This window comes from Streptomyces sp. Mut1, from assembly GCF_030719295.1.
GTDB classification, from domain to species: domain Bacteria; phylum Actinomycetota; class Actinomycetes; order Streptomycetales; family Streptomycetaceae; genus Streptomyces; species Streptomyces castrisilvae.
The window spans coordinates 2,090,329-2,105,794 of sequence record NZ_CP120997.1 but is presented as its reverse complement, the minus strand read 5'-3'; the positions used below and the strand labels follow the sequence as shown (position 1 = coordinate 2,105,794).

13 protein-coding genes are annotated in these 15,466 nt (G+C 73.8%); 4 read left to right on the top strand and 9 right to left on the bottom strand.

What is annotated here, in order from left to right; genetic code table 11:
• The first annotated feature begins 103 nt into the window (after nt 1-103).
• The gene (locus P8A18_RS08915) at nt 104-1,228 is read left to right on the top strand and encodes a hypothetical protein (protein ID WP_306053297.1); all 1,125 of its coding nucleotides are present in this window, start codon (nt 104-106) and stop codon (nt 1,226-1,228) included.
• A gap of 17 nt (nt 1,229-1,245) precedes the next feature.
• Here P8A18_RS08915 and P8A18_RS08910 read toward each other — a convergent pair whose 3' ends face one another.
• Both P8A18_RS08910 and P8A18_RS08905 read right to left on the bottom strand, forming a co-directional pair.
• Complete coding sequence (locus P8A18_RS08910; RefSeq protein ID WP_306053296.1) at nt 1,246-3,468, bottom strand: bifunctional glycosyltransferase/CDP-glycerol:glycerophosphate glycerophosphotransferase; 2,223 nt, start codon at nt 3,466-3,468, stop codon at nt 1,246-1,248.
• Nucleotides 3,469-3,633: 165 nt separating this feature from the next.
• Complete coding sequence (locus tag P8A18_RS08905) at nt 3,634-4,674, bottom strand: Strvi_7410 family MBL fold metallo-hydrolase (protein ID WP_306053294.1); 1,041 nt, start codon at nt 4,672-4,674, stop codon at nt 3,634-3,636.
• A gap of 239 nt (nt 4,675-4,913) precedes the next feature.
• On the opposite strand from P8A18_RS08905, the gene P8A18_RS08900 reads away from it, so the two are divergent.
• Nucleotides 4,914-6,377 (top strand): aldehyde dehydrogenase, encoded by a 1,464-nt coding sequence (locus P8A18_RS08900; protein WP_306053293.1) that lies wholly within the window; start codon nt 4,914-4,916, stop codon nt 6,375-6,377.
• A complete protein-coding gene (locus P8A18_RS08895) occupies nt 6,377-6,610 on the top strand; it encodes a ferredoxin (protein ID WP_018556398.1) in 234 nt (77 codons plus the stop codon). Before P8A18_RS08900 ends, P8A18_RS08895 begins: the two co-directional genes overlap by 1 nt.
• 5 nt (nt 6,611-6,615) lie before the next feature.
• On the opposite strand, the gene P8A18_RS08890 is transcribed toward P8A18_RS08895, so the two are convergent.
• Nucleotides 6,616-8,583 (bottom strand): helix-turn-helix domain-containing protein, encoded by a 1,968-nt coding sequence (locus P8A18_RS08890; protein WP_306053292.1) that lies wholly within the window; start codon nt 8,581-8,583, stop codon nt 6,616-6,618.
• A gap of 36 nt (nt 8,584-8,619) precedes the next feature.
• Complete coding sequence (locus P8A18_RS08885; RefSeq protein ID WP_306053290.1) at nt 8,620-9,438, bottom strand: 3-hydroxybutyrate dehydrogenase; 819 nt, start codon at nt 9,436-9,438, stop codon at nt 8,620-8,622.
• Nucleotides 9,439-9,703: 265 nt separating this feature from the next.
• On the opposite strand from P8A18_RS08885, the gene P8A18_RS08880 reads away from it, so the two are divergent.
• The gene (locus tag P8A18_RS08880) at nt 9,704-10,987 is read left to right on the top strand and encodes an extracellular catalytic domain type 1 short-chain-length polyhydroxyalkanoate depolymerase (protein ID WP_306053289.1); all 1,284 of its coding nucleotides are present in this window, start codon (nt 9,704-9,706) and stop codon (nt 10,985-10,987) included.
• A 60-nt stretch (nt 10,988-11,047) separates the two neighbouring features.
• Here the strand turns inward: P8A18_RS08880 and P8A18_RS08875 are convergent, their stop codons facing one another.
• Genes P8A18_RS08875 through P8A18_RS08855 form a run of 5 tightly spaced genes read right to left on the bottom strand, consistent with a single transcriptional unit; the run spans nt 11,048 to nt 15,465 of the window.
• Nucleotides 11,048-11,941, bottom strand: a complete 894-nt coding sequence (locus P8A18_RS08875) for an alpha/beta hydrolase (protein WP_306053288.1) — start codon at nt 11,939-11,941, stop codon at nt 11,048-11,050.
• Entirely contained in the window at nt 11,938-13,050 is a 1,113-nt protein-coding gene (locus P8A18_RS08870) for a branched-chain amino acid ABC transporter permease (RefSeq protein ID WP_306053287.1), read from the bottom strand. Before P8A18_RS08870 ends, P8A18_RS08875 begins: the two co-directional genes overlap by 4 nt.
• On the bottom strand, nt 13,047-13,934 hold the full coding sequence (locus P8A18_RS08865) for a branched-chain amino acid ABC transporter permease (RefSeq protein WP_018556392.1): 888 nt from the start codon (nt 13,932-13,934) through the stop codon (nt 13,047-13,049). The genes P8A18_RS08870 and P8A18_RS08865 overlap by 4 nt, the downstream gene beginning before the upstream one ends.
• The gene (locus P8A18_RS08860) at nt 13,934-14,680 is read right to left on the bottom strand and encodes an ABC transporter ATP-binding protein (protein ID WP_306053285.1); all 747 of its coding nucleotides are present in this window, start codon (nt 14,678-14,680) and stop codon (nt 13,934-13,936) included. Before P8A18_RS08860 ends, P8A18_RS08865 begins: the two co-directional genes overlap by 1 nt.
• A complete protein-coding gene (locus P8A18_RS08855; RefSeq protein ID WP_306053284.1) occupies nt 14,677-15,465 on the bottom strand; it encodes an ABC transporter ATP-binding protein in 789 nt (262 codons plus the stop codon). The genes P8A18_RS08860 and P8A18_RS08855 overlap by 4 nt, the downstream gene beginning before the upstream one ends.
• Nucleotide 15,466 lies beyond the last annotated feature (1 nt).

The following is a 15,466-nucleotide window of genomic DNA, read 5'->3' as shown; positions in this document are numbered from 1 at the left end:
GGTCCCGGGGCGGTCCTGGCCGGGAGCGGCCGCCGGGGCAGAATGCGGGCGGACGGTGCGGCGGGACGGCCGGGGGCCGGAGGCCGGGAGGGACGGGGCCGGAATGGATACGACGACGAGCGGCGGGCCGGGGGCCCCGGAGCGCTGGAGGCTGCTGACGCCGGCGTGCGTCGGGCTGCTGTGCCTGCTGGCCGGGGCGGTGCTGTTCGCGCTGGTTCCGGGAACGGTCGCGGACGTGGACGCGTACGCCTCCGCGCCCGCGTGCCGGGCCGGGCAGCCACGGTCGGCCTCGTGCACGACGGCGGTGCCGGCGACGGTGCGGACCACGGAGAAGGTGTCGAACGGCCGGGGCATGCGCTACTGGCTGACCGCCGGGGAACGGGACGCGGCGCCGGGCGCGGACGCGGTGCATCGCATCCGCATGACCGGCGCGAAGCCGGTGCACTCCGCTGTGCGTCCGGGCGACGAGGTGACCCTCGTGTACTGGCGCGGCGAGATCCGCACGGTGCGCTTCGGCGAGGCCGCCCAGGAGACCGGGGAGTCGCCCTCCGAGAACTGGCGCCTCCCGGTGGCCTTCGGCCTGCTGGCCGTGTCCTTCGGCCTCGTCCTGCTGTACGCCGCCTGGTGGTACCGCTACCGCTCCCGGACCACGACGCACATGGCGCCCATGCGGTACCTGGTGTGGCCGCTGGCCCTCACGCTGGTGGCCGTCGCCGGATTCACCGCGGGCATGGTGGGCAGCGGGATCGGGAACGCGTTCACGGTCACCGCGTGCGCCGTCCCGCCGTCGTTCGCGCTGGCCGTCCTGTGCGCCTGGTGGCTCCAGCGCCGCTCGACGCGCGCCGCCGACACGAGCGACATCGTGCCGGTGGCCCTGAAGGGCCGGCGGTGCGTGAGCGCGTCCGTCCACGGCGACGTCCCGTACAGCCGGGCCGGCTTCGGCACGCTGGTCCTCGGCGACGGGCCCGTGACGACGACCCCCGACCCGACGGGCCGCTTCGCCGGCCGGGCGCTGCCCCCGACGCTGACCGTGCGCGGCGTGCGGGGGCTGCGGCCGGGCGATCCGCATGCCTGGTACGGCATGTACAAGTACGACGCGGCCGTCATCGAGTGCGCCGACGGCGACCGTACGGTCCTCATCGGCGCACCGCGCAAGGAGGCCGGACCGATACTCGGCTCACTGGCCCCGCCGGACTGGGCACCGCCGCCCACCGGGGCGGTGGGCTGACCGGAGAGAACCCCGCCCTACGCCGTACCGGGCGCGGGTGCCGGGGTGCGCTCCGCGAGCGGGACCGGTGCGGGCCCCGGGTCCTGGGAGAGGAAGAGGCGGCGCACGACGCGCTCGGCGGCGTGCCCGTCGTCGTACTGGCAGAAGCGCTCACGGAAGGCGGCCCGCAGCGCCGTGGCCTCGGGGCCGCGCCAGCGACCGCTGAGGAAGACGTCGGCGAGCTCCTCCTCGGTGGCCGTCACGGGCCCGGGGGTGTCGCCGGGGAGACCGGAGAGCAGGTCGAAGGTGACCCCGCGCACATGCGAGTAGGTCTCCCAGTCGTCGGCGTGGACGACGATCGGGCGGTCGAGGTTGGCGTAGTCGAAGACGACGGACGAGTAGTCCGTGACGAGCGCGTCCGCCGCGAGGCAGAGCTCCTCGACCGACGGGTGACGGGACACGTCGATCACGCGGTCGTGCCCGGCGAGTTCGGCCGGCAGCGGGCTCCCGCTGTCCAGGCGATGGGGCCGGACCAGCAGGACGAAGTCCTCGCCCAGCGCCTCGGCCAGCCGCGCCGGGTCGAAGGGAGGCGTCCACTCCTTCCGGTAGTCGCGGTGGGTCGGCGCGTACAGCAGGGCGGTCTTCCCGGCCGGGATGCCCAGCCGGTCACGGGCGGCGGCGACATCCTCGGCGCCGGCGGTGTAGTAGCGGTCATTGCGCGGGTAGCCCGTGGCCAGGGACTCGAAGGCGCCGGGGTAGACGCGTTCCCACTGCGCGGTGGAGTGCTGGTTGGCGGAGACGCTGAGATCCCACTGGTCCACCCGCTCCAGGAGACGGCCGAAGTCGATGTTCCGGGCGGCGGCGGGATGGGCCTTGCGGTCCAGGCCCATGCGCTTGAGCGGGGTGCCGTGGTGCGTCTGCGTGTAGACCTGCCCCGGACGCTTGACGATACCGTCCGGGAAGTCGCCGTTGCTCACGAAATGCGTGGCACGGGCCATCACCTCCCAGTAGCGGCGCGACCCGTGGACCACGTGGTCGATGCCCTCGGGCACCTCGGGGGCCAGTTCCTCGCGCACCAGCCACACACCGCGCACCCGCGGGGCCAGCTCCCTGGCCTTCTCGAAGACCGCCAGCGGGTTGCAGGAGGGCAGCCCGTTCCCGTACGAGGTGTAGACGGCGAGGTCCGGATCCAGGGGGCGCCGGCGGTGCACGGTGTACAGGCCCGCCGACGCGCGCCTGCTCGCCGCGTCCGTGATCCTGACGACCTTCTTCGGGCCCCTTCTCCTGACCCGCACGGCGAACTCGGCCGCCCGGTAGGTGCTGAACGACCGCTTGGCCAGGGCGCGCATGGCGGCCCCGACCGCCCCGCCCGGCGGCGTGAAACCCGCCGGGACGTGCTTCGCGTAGAAGTCCGCGGTGAGGGCGAAGAACTCCTTGCGGTCGCCGGCCTGCACCCGGTCGGGGCGCTTGATCACGAACAGCATGTGGTCCATGGCCCGCTCGAACAGCAGACGCTGGGCCCAGGCCAGTCCGGGGCGCTCGGCGAGGGCGGCGAACAGCCCCTCGTACTGCGCGAAGATGTCGAAGTGCCTGCGGCCCGGCGTCTTCGTGATCGCGCCGTGGCGGCGCTGGCGGTACTCGACACCGACCCGGTCCAGGCAGCCGATGCGCTCGGCCGTGACCATCGCCAGGTGGGAGACCGGCGCGTCCTCGTACAGGCCGGGCGCGTACTGGAAGCCCTCCTTCAGGAAGAACTCACGGCGGAACGCCTTGTTCCAGGCCACCAGGAACAGCTCGATGAACTCGGGCCGGTCCTCGATGCGGAAGACATCCGTGCCCGCGCGCGCGACCAGGTCCGCGGTCTGGCTGCGCGGGCCCTTGCCGTACCAGTGGGTGCGCACGTGGTCGAAGACGAGGATGTCCAGCTCACCCACCGCGTCGAGCCGGTCCGCCAGCGCCTGGAGCAGGCCGGGGGCGTAGGCGTCGTCACTGTCGAGGAAGAGGACGTAGTCGCCCCGCGCGTGTCGCAGCCCCGCGTTCCGCGCCCGCCCCAGGCCCACGTTCTCGGGCAGGTGCACCGCCTCGACACGGGCGTCGCGGGCCGCGTACTCGTCGATGATCGCCCCGCAGGCGTCCGGGGAGCAGTCGTCGACGGCGATCACTTCGATGTCCCGGAACGACTGCCCCAGGACCGAGTCCAGGCACTCGTGAAGGTATCCCTGAACCTTGAACACAGGGATGACAATGCTGAAACGGGGCATTTTCGGGAACTCCAGGTGAAGTGCTGGGTCGCGGGGGTCGGACAAGGATGACTCCCGAGCCCGCTGAAGCGTTGTACGGGGGTGTTGTACCAGGTGGGGGGAGGGCGCGTCCCCTCACCGGAGTCCTCGCCGGTGGTGCGGGCCCGTGTCCGGGCCCGCTCCCCGTCACACCGCCGCGTACGTCACCGGCTCGCTCCCCGCCACCGCCTCGGCCCGGCCCAGCTTCACCAGCCGCCGCAGATGCGCCTCGGCCTCCGAAACGGCGATGTTCCGCGAGCCGTGGGGGATCTGCGCCCAGGGGCGGTTCCACTCCATGCGCTCCGCCAGCTGCCACGGGGTGAGCGGTTCGGCGAGAAGGGCGAGCAGCCCCGTCAGGCGCTCCTCATGGTGGTCCAGCAGCTCGCGGACCCGGCCCGCCGCGTCCGCGAAGGCGTGCTGATGGGCGGGCAGCACCTCGGCCGCGCCCAGCCGGCCGATGCGTTCCAGCGAGTCGAGGTAGTCGCCGAGCGGGTCGGTGGCCGTGGCGTCGTCCGGGTCCTCGTACAGGCCCACGTGCGGGCTGATGCCGGGAAGCAGGTGGTCGCCGGAGAAGAGGCGGCCCCGGCCCGGGAGGTTCGCCGGGTGCTTCTCCTCCAGGTGCAGGCAGACATGGCCGGGGGTGTGGCCCGGGGTCCAGATCGCGCGCAGCGAGCGGCCCGCGAGGTCCAGGAGTTCGCCCGGTACGATCTCGCGGTCCGGGAGCGCGGCCCGCAGTCCCGGCAGGGTGCGCATGCGGCCGCCCTGCTCGCGGGCGGCCAGCAGCGGGGCGATGTGGTCCTCGGGGGCGCCGACCGCCGTCAGCTTCGCCGCCAGGTACGACAGCCAGCTGCCGGGCTCCGACTCGCGGGTGCGGCGCACGATCGCCGTGTCCGCCGCGTGCATCGCGATCCACGCCCCGGAGGCCTCGCGGACCTGCCCGGAGAGGCCGTGGTGGTCGGGGTGGTGGTGGGTGATCACCACGCCGTGGATGTCCGCCACGTCCACGCCCACGGAGGCCAGGCCCGCCGTGAGGGTGTCCCATGCCTCCGGGTCGTCCCAGCCGGTGTCGATCAGGACCGGCCCGCGGCCGGTGTCCAGGAGGTGGACCAGGGTGTGGCCCAGTGGGTTGTCCGGGATGGGGACCTTGATGCTGTGGACACCGCCACCGTGATTGATCACCTGCGTCATGGACTCCCCATCTCTGCGCGGTATCGGCGGCGTCCGGGTGCGGCCACGACGCGCCGCGTCCACTGTAACGAGAACTTGTTCCAGCGGGAGCCCCGGGGCGGGGCGCCCGCCCTCCGGCGGCGGTGTTCGGGGTGGACTCCTGCAACAGGAACTGGTATCAGTTCTGACTATCAGTCAGATTCGGTCGCGGGGCGGGTCGCCGAGCCGGATCACGTGCCGCGTCGCGGAAGGCAGCAGCCATGAGCGAGCTTGTCGAACACGGAAAACTGTTCATCGGCGGGGAGTGGGCCGATCCGCTCGGCCGGGACGTCATCGAGGTCGTCTCGCCGCACACCGAGCAGGTCATCGGCCGCGTCCCGCACGCCGCGGAGGCCGACGTGGACCGGGCCGTCGCCGCCGCCCGGCAGGCATTCGACCACGGCCCCTGGCCCCGGACGAGCCTGGACGAGCGGATCGCCGTCGTCACCCGCATCAAGGACGCCTTCGCCGCCCGGTACGAGGAGATGGCCCGGGTCATCAGCGCGCAGAACGGCACCCCGTACACGTCGAGCGTCATGGTGCAGGCGCTGGCCGCGATGATGGTGTGGGACGCCGCCCTCACCGTCGCCCGCTCCTTCTCCTACGAGGAGCGCAGGGACGGGGCGCTCGGGCCGCTGCTCGTGCGCCGGGAGCCGGTCGGGGTCGTCGCGGCCGTCGTCCCCTGGAACGTGCCCCAGTTCACCGCCGCCGCCAAGCTCGCGCCCGCGCTGCTCGCCGGGTGCACGGCCGTCCTGAAGGTGTCGCCCGAGACGCCGTTGGACGCCTACCTGCTGGCCGGGATCGCCGCCGAGGCCGGGCTGCCCGAAGGAGTGCTGTCGATCCTCCCCGCCGACCGCGAGGTCAGCGAATACCTGGTGGGGCACGAGGGCGTCGACAAGGTGTCCTTCACCGGGTCCGTCGCCGCCGGCCGCCGCGTCATGGAGGTCGCCTCCCGCAACCTCACCCGCGTCACGCTGGAGCTGGGCGGCAAGTCCGCCGCCGTGATCCTGCCCGACGCCGACCTGGACGCGGCAGTCGCCGGCATCGTGCCCTTCGCCTGGATGATCAACGGACAGGCGTGCGTGGCCCAGACCCGCATCCTCGTGCCGCGCTCCCGGTACGAGGAGTGCGCCGGGGCCTTCGCCGCCGCGGCCGGCGCGCTCAAGGTGGGCGACCCGCTCGACCCCGCCACCGAACTCGGCCCGCTCGTCGCCCGCCGCCAGCAGCAGCGCTCCCTGGACTACATCCGCATCGGCCAGGACGAGGGCGCCAAGCTCCTGACCGGCGGCGGCCGCCCGGCCTCGCAGGAACGCGGCTGGTACGTCGAGCCCACGCTCCTCGGCGACGTCGACAACTCCATGCGCGTCGCCCGCGAGGAGATCTTCGGCCCGGTCATCTGCCTGCTGCCGTACGGGGACGAGGAGGAGGCCGTCCGGATCGCCGACGACTCCGAGTACGGGCTCAGCGGCAGCGTCTGGACCGCCGACACCGAGCGCGGCATCGACATCGCCCGCCGGGTCAGGACGGGCACGTACAGCGTCAACACCTTCAGCCTGGACATGCTCGGCCCGTTCGGCGGCTACAAGAACTCCGGCCTGGGACGGGAGTTCGGGCCCGAGGGGTACGGCGAGTTCTTCGAGCACAAGATGATCCATCTGCCCGCCGGATACGGGAGCGGGGCCTGATGGGGGACCGCTGGAGCGTCGAGGTCGACCGCGGGGTCTGCATCGGCTCGGGGATGTGCGTGAACCACGCGCCGGACGGCTTCCGGCTGGACTCCGCCCGCCAGTCCCACCCCGTCGACGCGGAGGCCGACGCCAACGAACGCGTGCTCGCCGCCGCCGAGGGCTGCCCGGTCGAGGCGATCACGCTCACCCTGGCCGGCACCGGAGAGGTGGTTTTCCCGCCGGAGGAGTAGCGGCCCTAACGGCCGGCCCCCGACAGCAGATGCAGCCGCAGCGCCAGTTGCAGTTCCAGCGCCCGGTCCGGTTCGTTCCAGTCGCGGCCCAGCAGCACCTGGATGCGGTCCAGGCGCTGCACCACCGTGTTCACGTGCACATGCAGCTCGTCCTTGGCCCGGATCAGGCTGCCGCCCGCGCCGAAGTACGCGCTCAGCGTCCGCACCAGATGCGTGCCGCGCTGGGCGTCGTACTCCAGCAGCGGTCCCAGCGTCGCCGACACGAACCCGTCGACGTCCCGCGCGTTGCCCAGCACCACGCCCAGGAAGCCCAGCTCCTCCACGCACGCGCCCTCGCCCGCACGCCCCAGCACCCCCATCGCCCGCAGACAGCGCGCCGCCTCCGCGTAGGCGGCGGCCAGCTCCTCGGGGCCCCGGGCCGGACCCGCGGCGGCCACCGTGACCGGCGCCTGGGCCAGCTGCCCGAGCTGGGCCGCCGCCGCACGGGCCGCCGCGCCCGCGCCCGTACCGCCGTACTCGGTCAGCAGCACCACGGCGCCCGCGTGCTCGGCGCTCACGCCCTGGTTCTCGCCGCCGAACAGGAAACGCATCGCGGCGGGCGCCAGCCGTTCGCGGGCCTCGGTCTCCGCCACCAGCAGCAGGTGCGGGCGGTCCAGGTCGATGCCGAGCCTGCGCCCCCGCTCGGCCAGGCCCGCCGGATCGCGGCCGCTGTCGGTGAGCAGGTCGGCGATCAGCTCGCCGCGTATGCGGTTCTCCGTCTCGGCCACCGTGCGCCGCAGCAGCAACAGCAGCCCCGTCACCACCGCCGACCGCTCGAACAGCCGCCGGTCGGAGTCGTCCAGCGGGCGGCCGCGGTGCAGCACCAGACCGGCCAGCAGCTCCTGGCCGGCGAGCACGGCACACACCACCCGCCCGTCGCGGTGCACGGCCCGCGCCCCCGTACGCGACTCCTCGGCCGCCTCCGCCAGCCATCCGGCGTCCATGCTGTCGGCGGCGAAGCCCGTACCATCCGGGCGGACCGCGGCCAGCGGGCGGCCACCCGGGTCGTGGATGGTCAGCGGTGAGCCGAGCAGCCCGGCCACGGCCGCCCCCACGTCCCTGACGTCCCGGCCGCGCAGCACCAGGTCGGTGAGCCGGTCGTGCGACTCCTCGGCCCGCCGCATGGCCGCCGAGTGCGCCCGCACGGAGGCGTTGGCCTCGGCCAGTTCCGCGTTGGCCTCCGCGAGGTCGGCGAGGGCCGATGTGGTGTCGGCGAGCGCGCGGGCCGTGTCGATGGCGATCGCGGCGTGCGCGGCCAGCGAGCAGAGCAGGGCGACCTCGTCGGGGCTGAAGACCCGGGGCGCCCGGTCCGCCGCGAACAGGACGCCGATCACCTTTCCCGTACCGCCCCGGCTGGAACCCAGCAGCAGCGGCACGCCCAGGATCGCGACCAGGCCCTCGTCCAGGACCCCGGCATTGATGTTGCGGGTGTGGCGGAAGCGCTCGTCGGTGCGGTAGTCCGGTGTCGCGTACGGGCTCGCCGTCTGCGCCACCAGGCCGCCGAGCCCCTCGCCCAGCTCCAGGCGCAGCCGCTGGAAGAGCACCGAGACCGAGCCGTCCGTCACCCGCATATAGGTGTCGCCCGCCTCCTCGTCCGGGAGGGTCAGATACGCGGTGTCCGTGCCCAGCAGCATCCTGGCCCGCCGCACGATCGCCTTCAGCACGTCGTCCAGGTCGCGGGAGGCGGCGAGGTCGCCCGCCGTGTCGAAGAGCGCGGTGAGCTGGAGCTCGCGCCGCCGGTGCTGGCGCAGCACGCTCCTGATCCGCAGCGCGGTCGCCGTCGCCCGCTCCACCTCCGCCAGCTCCTCGGCGGGCACCCCGTCCCCCCGGGCCCGCGAGGAGACCGCCCCCAGCGCCTCGGCCGGCGCGTCGTCGGCCAGCAGGTCGAACAGGCGCCGGAGGTGGGGTGCGGCGGAGGGGAGCGGTTCAGGCATGGCGTCCAGAGTTCCTCGGGGGTGTTGTCCGGCCGGTCAGTTCGCGGTCCAGCCGCCGTCCATGGAGAGCGAGGAGCCGGTGATGTGACCGGTGCGCGGGCCGCACAGCCACAGGACCGCGTCGGCGACGTCCGCCGGCTCGATCAGGCGCTTGATCGCGCTGCGCTCCAGCATCACCCGCTCCACCACCTCCTCCTCCGAAATGCCGTGCGTCCGGGCCTGGTCGGCGATCTGGTTCTCGACCAGCGGGGTGCGGACGTAACCGGGGCAGACGCAGTTGCTCGTCACCCCGTGCTCCGCCGCCTCCAGCGCGACCACCTTGCTCAGCCCCTCCAACGCGTGCTTGGCCGTCACATAGGCCGATTTGTACGGGCTCGCGCGCAGCCCGTGCACCGACGAGATGTTGACCACGCGCCCCCAGCCGCGTTCGTACATCCCCGGCAGGGTCCGGCGCAAGATGCGGAACGGGGTCTCCACCATCACGCGCTGGATCAGGGCGAACCGGTCCGGCGGGAACGCGTGCACCGGGGCCACGTGCTGGAGCCCCGCGTTGTTGACCACCACGTCCACATCGGCCGGCAGGGTGTCCACGACCGCCGGCTCGGACAGGTCCACCACCCAGGGCGTCCCGCCGATCTCATCGGCCAGGAGCCCGGCCGCCTCACCGGCCCGGTCCACCACGTGCACATGGGCGCCCGCCGCGGCGAGCGCCTGGGCGCAGGCCCGTCCGATCCCGCTCGCCGCCCCGGTCACCAGCGCGGTGCGCCCGGCCAGGACGGGTACTGCGGGCGCCTGCGTCGGTCCGCCGGGCGCGGGGGCGGCGGGCTCGTGATCCGGTCTGCGGGAAGTCTCCATGGCCGTCACCGTAGGTACGCGGCGGCCCGTGTCACATGGCGCCGGTGCACACACCCTCCCGCCCCGGCATGGTGGCGGCGTACGTGGTGCCGGTCCCCGCCGGGGCGACCCCCGCGCCGGGCCCGGGTACGGCGCAAGGGAACGGCCGCACACACCCGGGGCCCGCCGGTGTCCGCCTGCCACATGGGCGGGGGCGTGCGCTGCTCGTAGGTTCCGGCAGCAACCCATCGGTCCGCCCACCCCCACGACAGGGAGATGCAGCCCCGTGCGTCCAACGATCCTGAAACGCCTCTTCCGCCGCGTCGCCTCCACGGCCGCCCTCGGCCTGCTCGCCGCGACACTGAGCGCCACCACCGCGGCCCAGCCCGCGGCTGCCGCCTCCGGCCTCCAGCAGGTGACCGGCTTCGGCTCCAACCCCGGCAACCTCCAGATGTACGCGTACACCCCGGCCGGGCTCCCCGACGATGCCCCCCTCGTCGTCGCGCTGCACGGCTGTGCCCAGAGCGCCGACGCGTACTACACCAACTCCGGCTGGCCGAAGTTCGCCGACGAGTGGGGCTTCGCGGTCGTCTTCCCGCAGACCACCTCCGCGAACAACGCGCTGTCCTGCTTCAACTGGTTCGACCCGGCCGACGACACCCGGGGCAAGGGCGAGGCCGCGTCCATCGTGCAGATGGTCGACTACGCGAAGCAGACCTACGGCACCGACGCGGGCCGGGTGTACGTCACCGGACTCTCGGCGGGCGGCGGGATGACCGCCGACCTGCTCGCCGCCTACCCGGACGTCTTCGCCGGCGGCTCGGTGGCCTCGGGGATGCCCGCCCAGTGCGCGACGAGCCAGCTGGCCGCCTCGACCTGCCAGTACGGTCCGCAGAGCCAGACGCCCGCGCAGTGGGGCGACAAGGTCCGCGCCTCCTACCCCGGCTACAGCGGCCCGTGGCCCCGGGTGGCGATCTGGCAGGGCACATCGGACTACACGGTCTACCCGGCCAACGCCACGGCCCTGCGCGACCAGTGGACCAACGTCTGGGGCATCAGCCAGACCCCGTCGTCCACCGACACCCTGCCCGGCAGCACCACCCGTACCGTCTACAACGACGCCTCCGGCAAGCCGGCCGTGCAGATGTACTCGATCTCCGGCATGGGCCACGGCCTGGCCGTCGCCCCCGGCTCCGGCGACCAGCAGTGCGGCTCGACGGCCGCCTACTTCCTGAACACCATCTGCTCCTCGTACTACACGGGCGTCTTCTGGGGCCTGGACGACGGCACCGCCCCCGGCGACGGCGGTGACCCGGGCGACGGCGGTGACCCCGGTGACGGCGGTGACCCGGGCGACGGCGGCGACCCCGGTACGCCCGACCCCGCCGCGTGCTACACCGCCTCCAACTACGCCCACGTCACGGCCGGCCGGGCGCACACCTCCGGCGGGTACGTCTACGCCAACGGCTCCGACGAGAACATGGGCCTGTACAACCTCTTCGTCAGCCACACCCTGAAGGAGACCCCGGCGGGCTACTTCGTCATCGCCGACAGCGGCTGCACCACCTGACACGCACGACGGAGGGGCCCGGCGGACGGTGTGCCGCCGGGCCCCTCCCGTCGTTCCCGGTCAGGCGCGCGCGAACGCCACCAGCCGGTCCGCGATCTCCCGCGCGCCCCGGTCGCCCGTGAGGACCGTGTAGTGGTTCACGTCCTTCACCGCGACCGGCTCCACCCGGGTCCCGCCCAGGCCGGCGGCGGTCAGCCGGCCCTCGTCGTACAGGCCCTGCTCCTCGTCCATCAGACCGCGCGCCGCCCACAGCAGCACCGCGTCGGCGGGCAGCTTCCGCACCGCAGAGAGGACCTCCTCGTCGAACAGGCCGACCCCGTCCGTGCGGATCGCCTCGATCCGGCAGGTCGAGCGCAACTCCGGCTCCTCGCCCGTCAGATCGCGCTGGATGTACGCGTCCACCTCGTCCGACCAGGCGTCCGCGAACGCCGGGTGGGCCTGCCAGAACGCGCGGTAGGCGGCCCGGTCCGGGAAGGTCATCGACAGCCGGTCCATCGCCGGGCCGATCACCGCCGTCATCAGCTCGTCCGGGGTCAGATGGGTGGGGGCGGGGAAGCCGATGCCGCCGTCCACGAGCAGCAGCGGCCCGAAGCGGTCCGGGTGGCGCACCGCGGCCAGCGCCGCCACGAACGCGCCCATCGAGTGGCCCGCCAGCACCACCCGGTCCGGGCCCAGGGCCTCGGCGAGGGCGGCGATGTCGTCGGTGTGCGCGCCGATGCCGTACGGCCCCGGCAGGTGCGCGCTGCCGGCCCGGCCCCGCAGGTCCGGGGCGATCAGCGTGACGCGGCCGGCCAGCTGCCGGGCCACCGCCGCCCAGGACAGCGCGTTGGCGGTGATGCCGTGCAGCGCCACCACCACCGGGGCGTCCGGGTCGGCGGCCGGCCAGCGCAGCGCGGTCAACGCGCCCCCGCGCACGGGGACCTCGATCTCTTCGTACTCCGGGTGCGCAGTCACTGCTCTCCGGTCTCCTTCCGGTTCGATGCGGCCCGCAACCGGGACGGCAGCCGGGCCAGGCCGCCGGGCAGCAGATGTACCACGGCCACGAACAGCACGCCCAGCAGGAACAGCGGCTGCGAGAGCGGTACGCGCAGCACCGCCGGCAGATCGGCGACCGCGCCCGAACCGGCCAGGTCGCCGAGCCGGTGGTCGGCCCAGGTGTAGAGGATGCCGCCGACCATCGGGCCCCAGCGGGTCCCCGAGCCGCCGAGCACCACCATCACCAGCAGCGACAGCGTGAAGTCGGAGGTGGTCGTCTGCGGGGTGGAACCGCCCGTCAGCAGCAGGTGCACGATCCCGCCGAGCGCCGCGAGCCCGCCCGCGACCACGAACGCCGTCAGCTTGAACCCGTACGGCTTCAGGCCCAGCACCTCCACCCGGCGCTCGTTCTCCTTGATGCCCTCCCAGACCCGGCCGGTGGGGGAGCGGACCGCCCAGTGGACGACGCCCAGGGTGAGGACGAGGTAGGCCAGCGCGATCCAGTACAGGTTGGCGGTGTTGTCGATGCCGACGAGCGAGGACGGCAGCAGGTCGGAGGGGGCCGCCCGGCCCTCCTCGCCGCCGGTGATCCCGCCGGGGTTGCGGGACACCAGGATCGAGCCCGCCTGGGCGAACGCCAGGGTCACCATGGAGAAGCCGATGCCGGTGACGCGCAGGCTCACCGACCCCAGGGCCAGCGCGAGCGCGATCCCGAAGAGCAGCCCGAGAACGGTGGCGAGGGCGAACGGCAGCCCCGCCTCCAGCAGGAACAGGTTGGTGGCGTAGCTGCCCGCCGCGAAGTACAGGGCGTGGCCGAACGAGAGCAGCCCGGTCCGCCCGAGCAGCAGGTCGTAGCCGGTGGCCAGGGCGCCGAAGAGCAGGCACGTCGCCAGGAGTTGCAGACTGCCCGCCGAGCCGAGGGGCCCGTCGAGCACGCCCGGAACCGGTACGGCGCTGAACGGCGCGACCACCAGCACCAGCAGGACGACGGCCGGCCACCAGCGCAGCGGCCGGGTCCGCCCGGCCCGGGCCGGGGCCTTCGCCGGGCGCTTGTCGGTGCGGTCGGGTGTGTCGGTGGCGGTGCTCACGCGAGCCTCCCCGTCAGTCCGCGCGGCCGGATCAGCAGCAGCACGGCGAGCAGGACGACGACCGCCAGATCGCCGAGCCCCGCTGCGGTGTAGTAGTTGGCGAACTGCTGGACCAGGCCGATGACCACGGACGCCACGGCGGCGCCGGTCACCGACCCCATGCCGCCGGTGACCACGACGACGAACGCGAAGATCAGCAGCGAGGTGCCCTGGTGGGGGTCGACCGAGCCGAAGTACAGCCCGCCGAGCGCCCCGCCGAGCGCCGCCGCGCAGCCGCCGATCGCGAAGACCAGCGTGAACGCCTTGCGGACGTCGATGCCGAGCGCGGTGACCATCGCCCGGTCCTCGACCCCCGCCCGGACGACCAGGCCGTGCCGGGTCCGGCCGAGGAACAGCCGCAGCGCCACCAGCACCACGACCGCCGCCCCCACCAGCACCAGCCGGTTGACGGGGACCTGCGCGCCCAGCAGCCCGAAGGTCCCGCCCAGCGCCTCGGGCCCGGGGAAGGTGTGGGCGTCCGAGCCCCAGATGCCGGAGAGCAGCGCGGGGACGGCCAGCCCCACCCCGACCGTGGCGAGCACCTGCTCGCGCGGCCGGGTGTAGAGCGGGCGGACGACGGCGAGTTCCAGGAGCACGGCGGCGGCGGTGCCCACCGCCGTACCGAACAGGACCGCCAGCACGAAACCGGCCCCGCCGGGACCCGCGCCGGGCAGATTCCCGGACGCGGCCCACCAGGTGCCGTACGCGCCGATGGACAGCAGCGCCCCGTGCGCGAAGTTGAGCACGTCCATCAGACCGAAGATCAGCGAGAGTCCGGACGCGACGAGGAAGTAGAGGGCCCCCAGACCGAGTCCGGTCATGGTGAGCAGGACGAGGGTGGACATCAGGAATCCGCCTTCACGGAAGGGTGTGCGGGGAGCGGGCCGTGCCCCACGCCGAGCAGCGTGCGGGCCGCCTCCGCGTCGTCCAGCAGCTCGGCGGCCGGGCCCCGGTGGGCGGTACGGCCGTCGGCGAGGACCACGCAGTGCCCGGCGAGCCGGCGCACCACGGCGAGGTTCTGCTCCACGAGCAGCACCGGAACCGCCTCGGCGGCCCGCTCCAGCACCTGCGCCACCTCGGTGACGACCTTCGGTGCCAGGCCCTTGGTGGGCTCGTCCGCGATGATCAGCCGGTTGGCGTTGAGCAGGGTGCGCCCGATGGCGACCATCTGCTGCTGCCCGCCCGACAGCGTCCCGGCCAACTGCCGGGCCCGCTGCTTGAGTTCGGGGAAGAGTTCGTGGACCAGGCCGTATGCGGGCTCGCCCGCGCCGCGCCGCTCGGCCAGCCGCAGGTTCTCCGCGACGGTCAGCCCGGCGAAGACGCCCCGGTCCTCGGGGGCGTAGCCGACACCGCGCCGGACCAGGGCGTGCGTGGGCAGGCCCACGGTCTCCTCGCCGTCGAGCCGGACGCTGCCGGCGCGCGGGACGAGCCCGAGGACGCCTCGCACGGTGGTGGTCTTCCCGGCGCCGTTGCGGCCGAGCAGCGCGGTGACGCCGTGCGCGGTGACGTCCAGGTCGACGCCGTGCAGGATGTGCCGGCCGCCGATCAGGACCCGCAGGTCCCTGACGTCCAGGAGGGGGCGCTCCGTCACAGCCCCTCCCCGAGGTAGGCCTGCTGCACGGTCGGGTCGGCGGTGACCGCCTCCGGGGTGTCCAGGGCGAGCAGCCGGCCGTGGTGCATCACGGCGAGCCGGTCCGCGAGGCCCAGCAGGACGTCCATGTGGTGTTCGACCATGAGGACCGTGCGCCCCTCCTCCCGGTGCAGGGTGCGGATGAGTTCGGTCAGCGCGGGGACCTCCTCGGCGCTGACCCCGGCCATCGGCTCGTCGAGCAGCATCAGCCGGGGCTCGCCCACCAGCAGCACGGCCAGCTCCAGTTTCCGCTTCTCGCCGTGCGACAGTTCGGCCGCCGTGGCCTTCGCCCGGTGGCCGAGCCCGGTGCGTTCCAGGACCCCGGCCACCTCGGCGGCGTACGCCTCGGCGCGCCGCCACAGCCGGTACGAGCCGCCCCGGGCCGCCTGCGCGGCGAGCCGGACGTGGTCGGCGACGGTCATCGCGGGCCACAGGCTGGACGTCTGGAACGTCCGGCCGACGCCGCGCCGGGCCCGCACGTGCGTGGGCCGGTCCGTCATCTCGGCGCCGTCCAGCTCGATGCGGCCGGCGGTCGGCAGGTTCAGCCCGCTGATGAGGTTGAACAGGGAGGTCTTGCCCGCCCCGTTGGGCCCGATGAAGGCGAGGAACTCGCCCTCGCGGACGCTCAGCGTGACGTCCTGGACGATGGTGGCGCCGCCGACGCTCCAGCCGAGTCCCTCCAGCTGGAGCACGGGCGCCACCCGGTCCGCCGGGCCGGCCTGCCCGAGGGTGTGGGGTGCGGTCACG

What these genes read in the sequence shown, in the direction of transcription:
- P8A18_RS08915 (WP_306053297.1), top strand. Translation starts at nt 104, where the DNA reads ATGGATACGACGACGAGCGGCGGGCCGGGGGCCCCGGAGCGCTGGAGG.
- P8A18_RS08910 (WP_306053296.1), bottom strand. Translation starts at nt 3,468, where the DNA reads ATGCCCCGTTTCAGCATTGTCATCCCTGTGTTCAAGGTTCAGGGATAC.
- P8A18_RS08905 (WP_306053294.1), bottom strand. Translation starts at nt 4,674, where the DNA reads ATGACGCAGGTGATCAATCACGGTGGCGGTGTCCACAGCATCAAGGTC.
- P8A18_RS08900 (WP_306053293.1), top strand. Translation starts at nt 4,914, where the DNA reads ATGAGCGAGCTTGTCGAACACGGAAAACTGTTCATCGGCGGGGAGTGG.
- P8A18_RS08895 (WP_018556398.1), top strand. Translation starts at nt 6,377, where the DNA reads ATGGGGGACCGCTGGAGCGTCGAGGTCGACCGCGGGGTCTGCATCGGC.
- P8A18_RS08890 (WP_306053292.1), bottom strand. Translation starts at nt 8,583, where the DNA reads ATGCCTGAACCGCTCCCCTCCGCCGCACCCCACCTCCGGCGCCTGTTC.
- P8A18_RS08885 (WP_306053290.1), bottom strand. Translation starts at nt 9,438, where the DNA reads ATGGAGACTTCCCGCAGACCGGATCACGAGCCCGCCGCCCCCGCGCCC.
- P8A18_RS08865 (WP_018556392.1), bottom strand. Translation starts at nt 13,934, where the DNA reads ATGTCCACCCTCGTCCTGCTCACCATGACCGGACTCGGTCTGGGGGCC.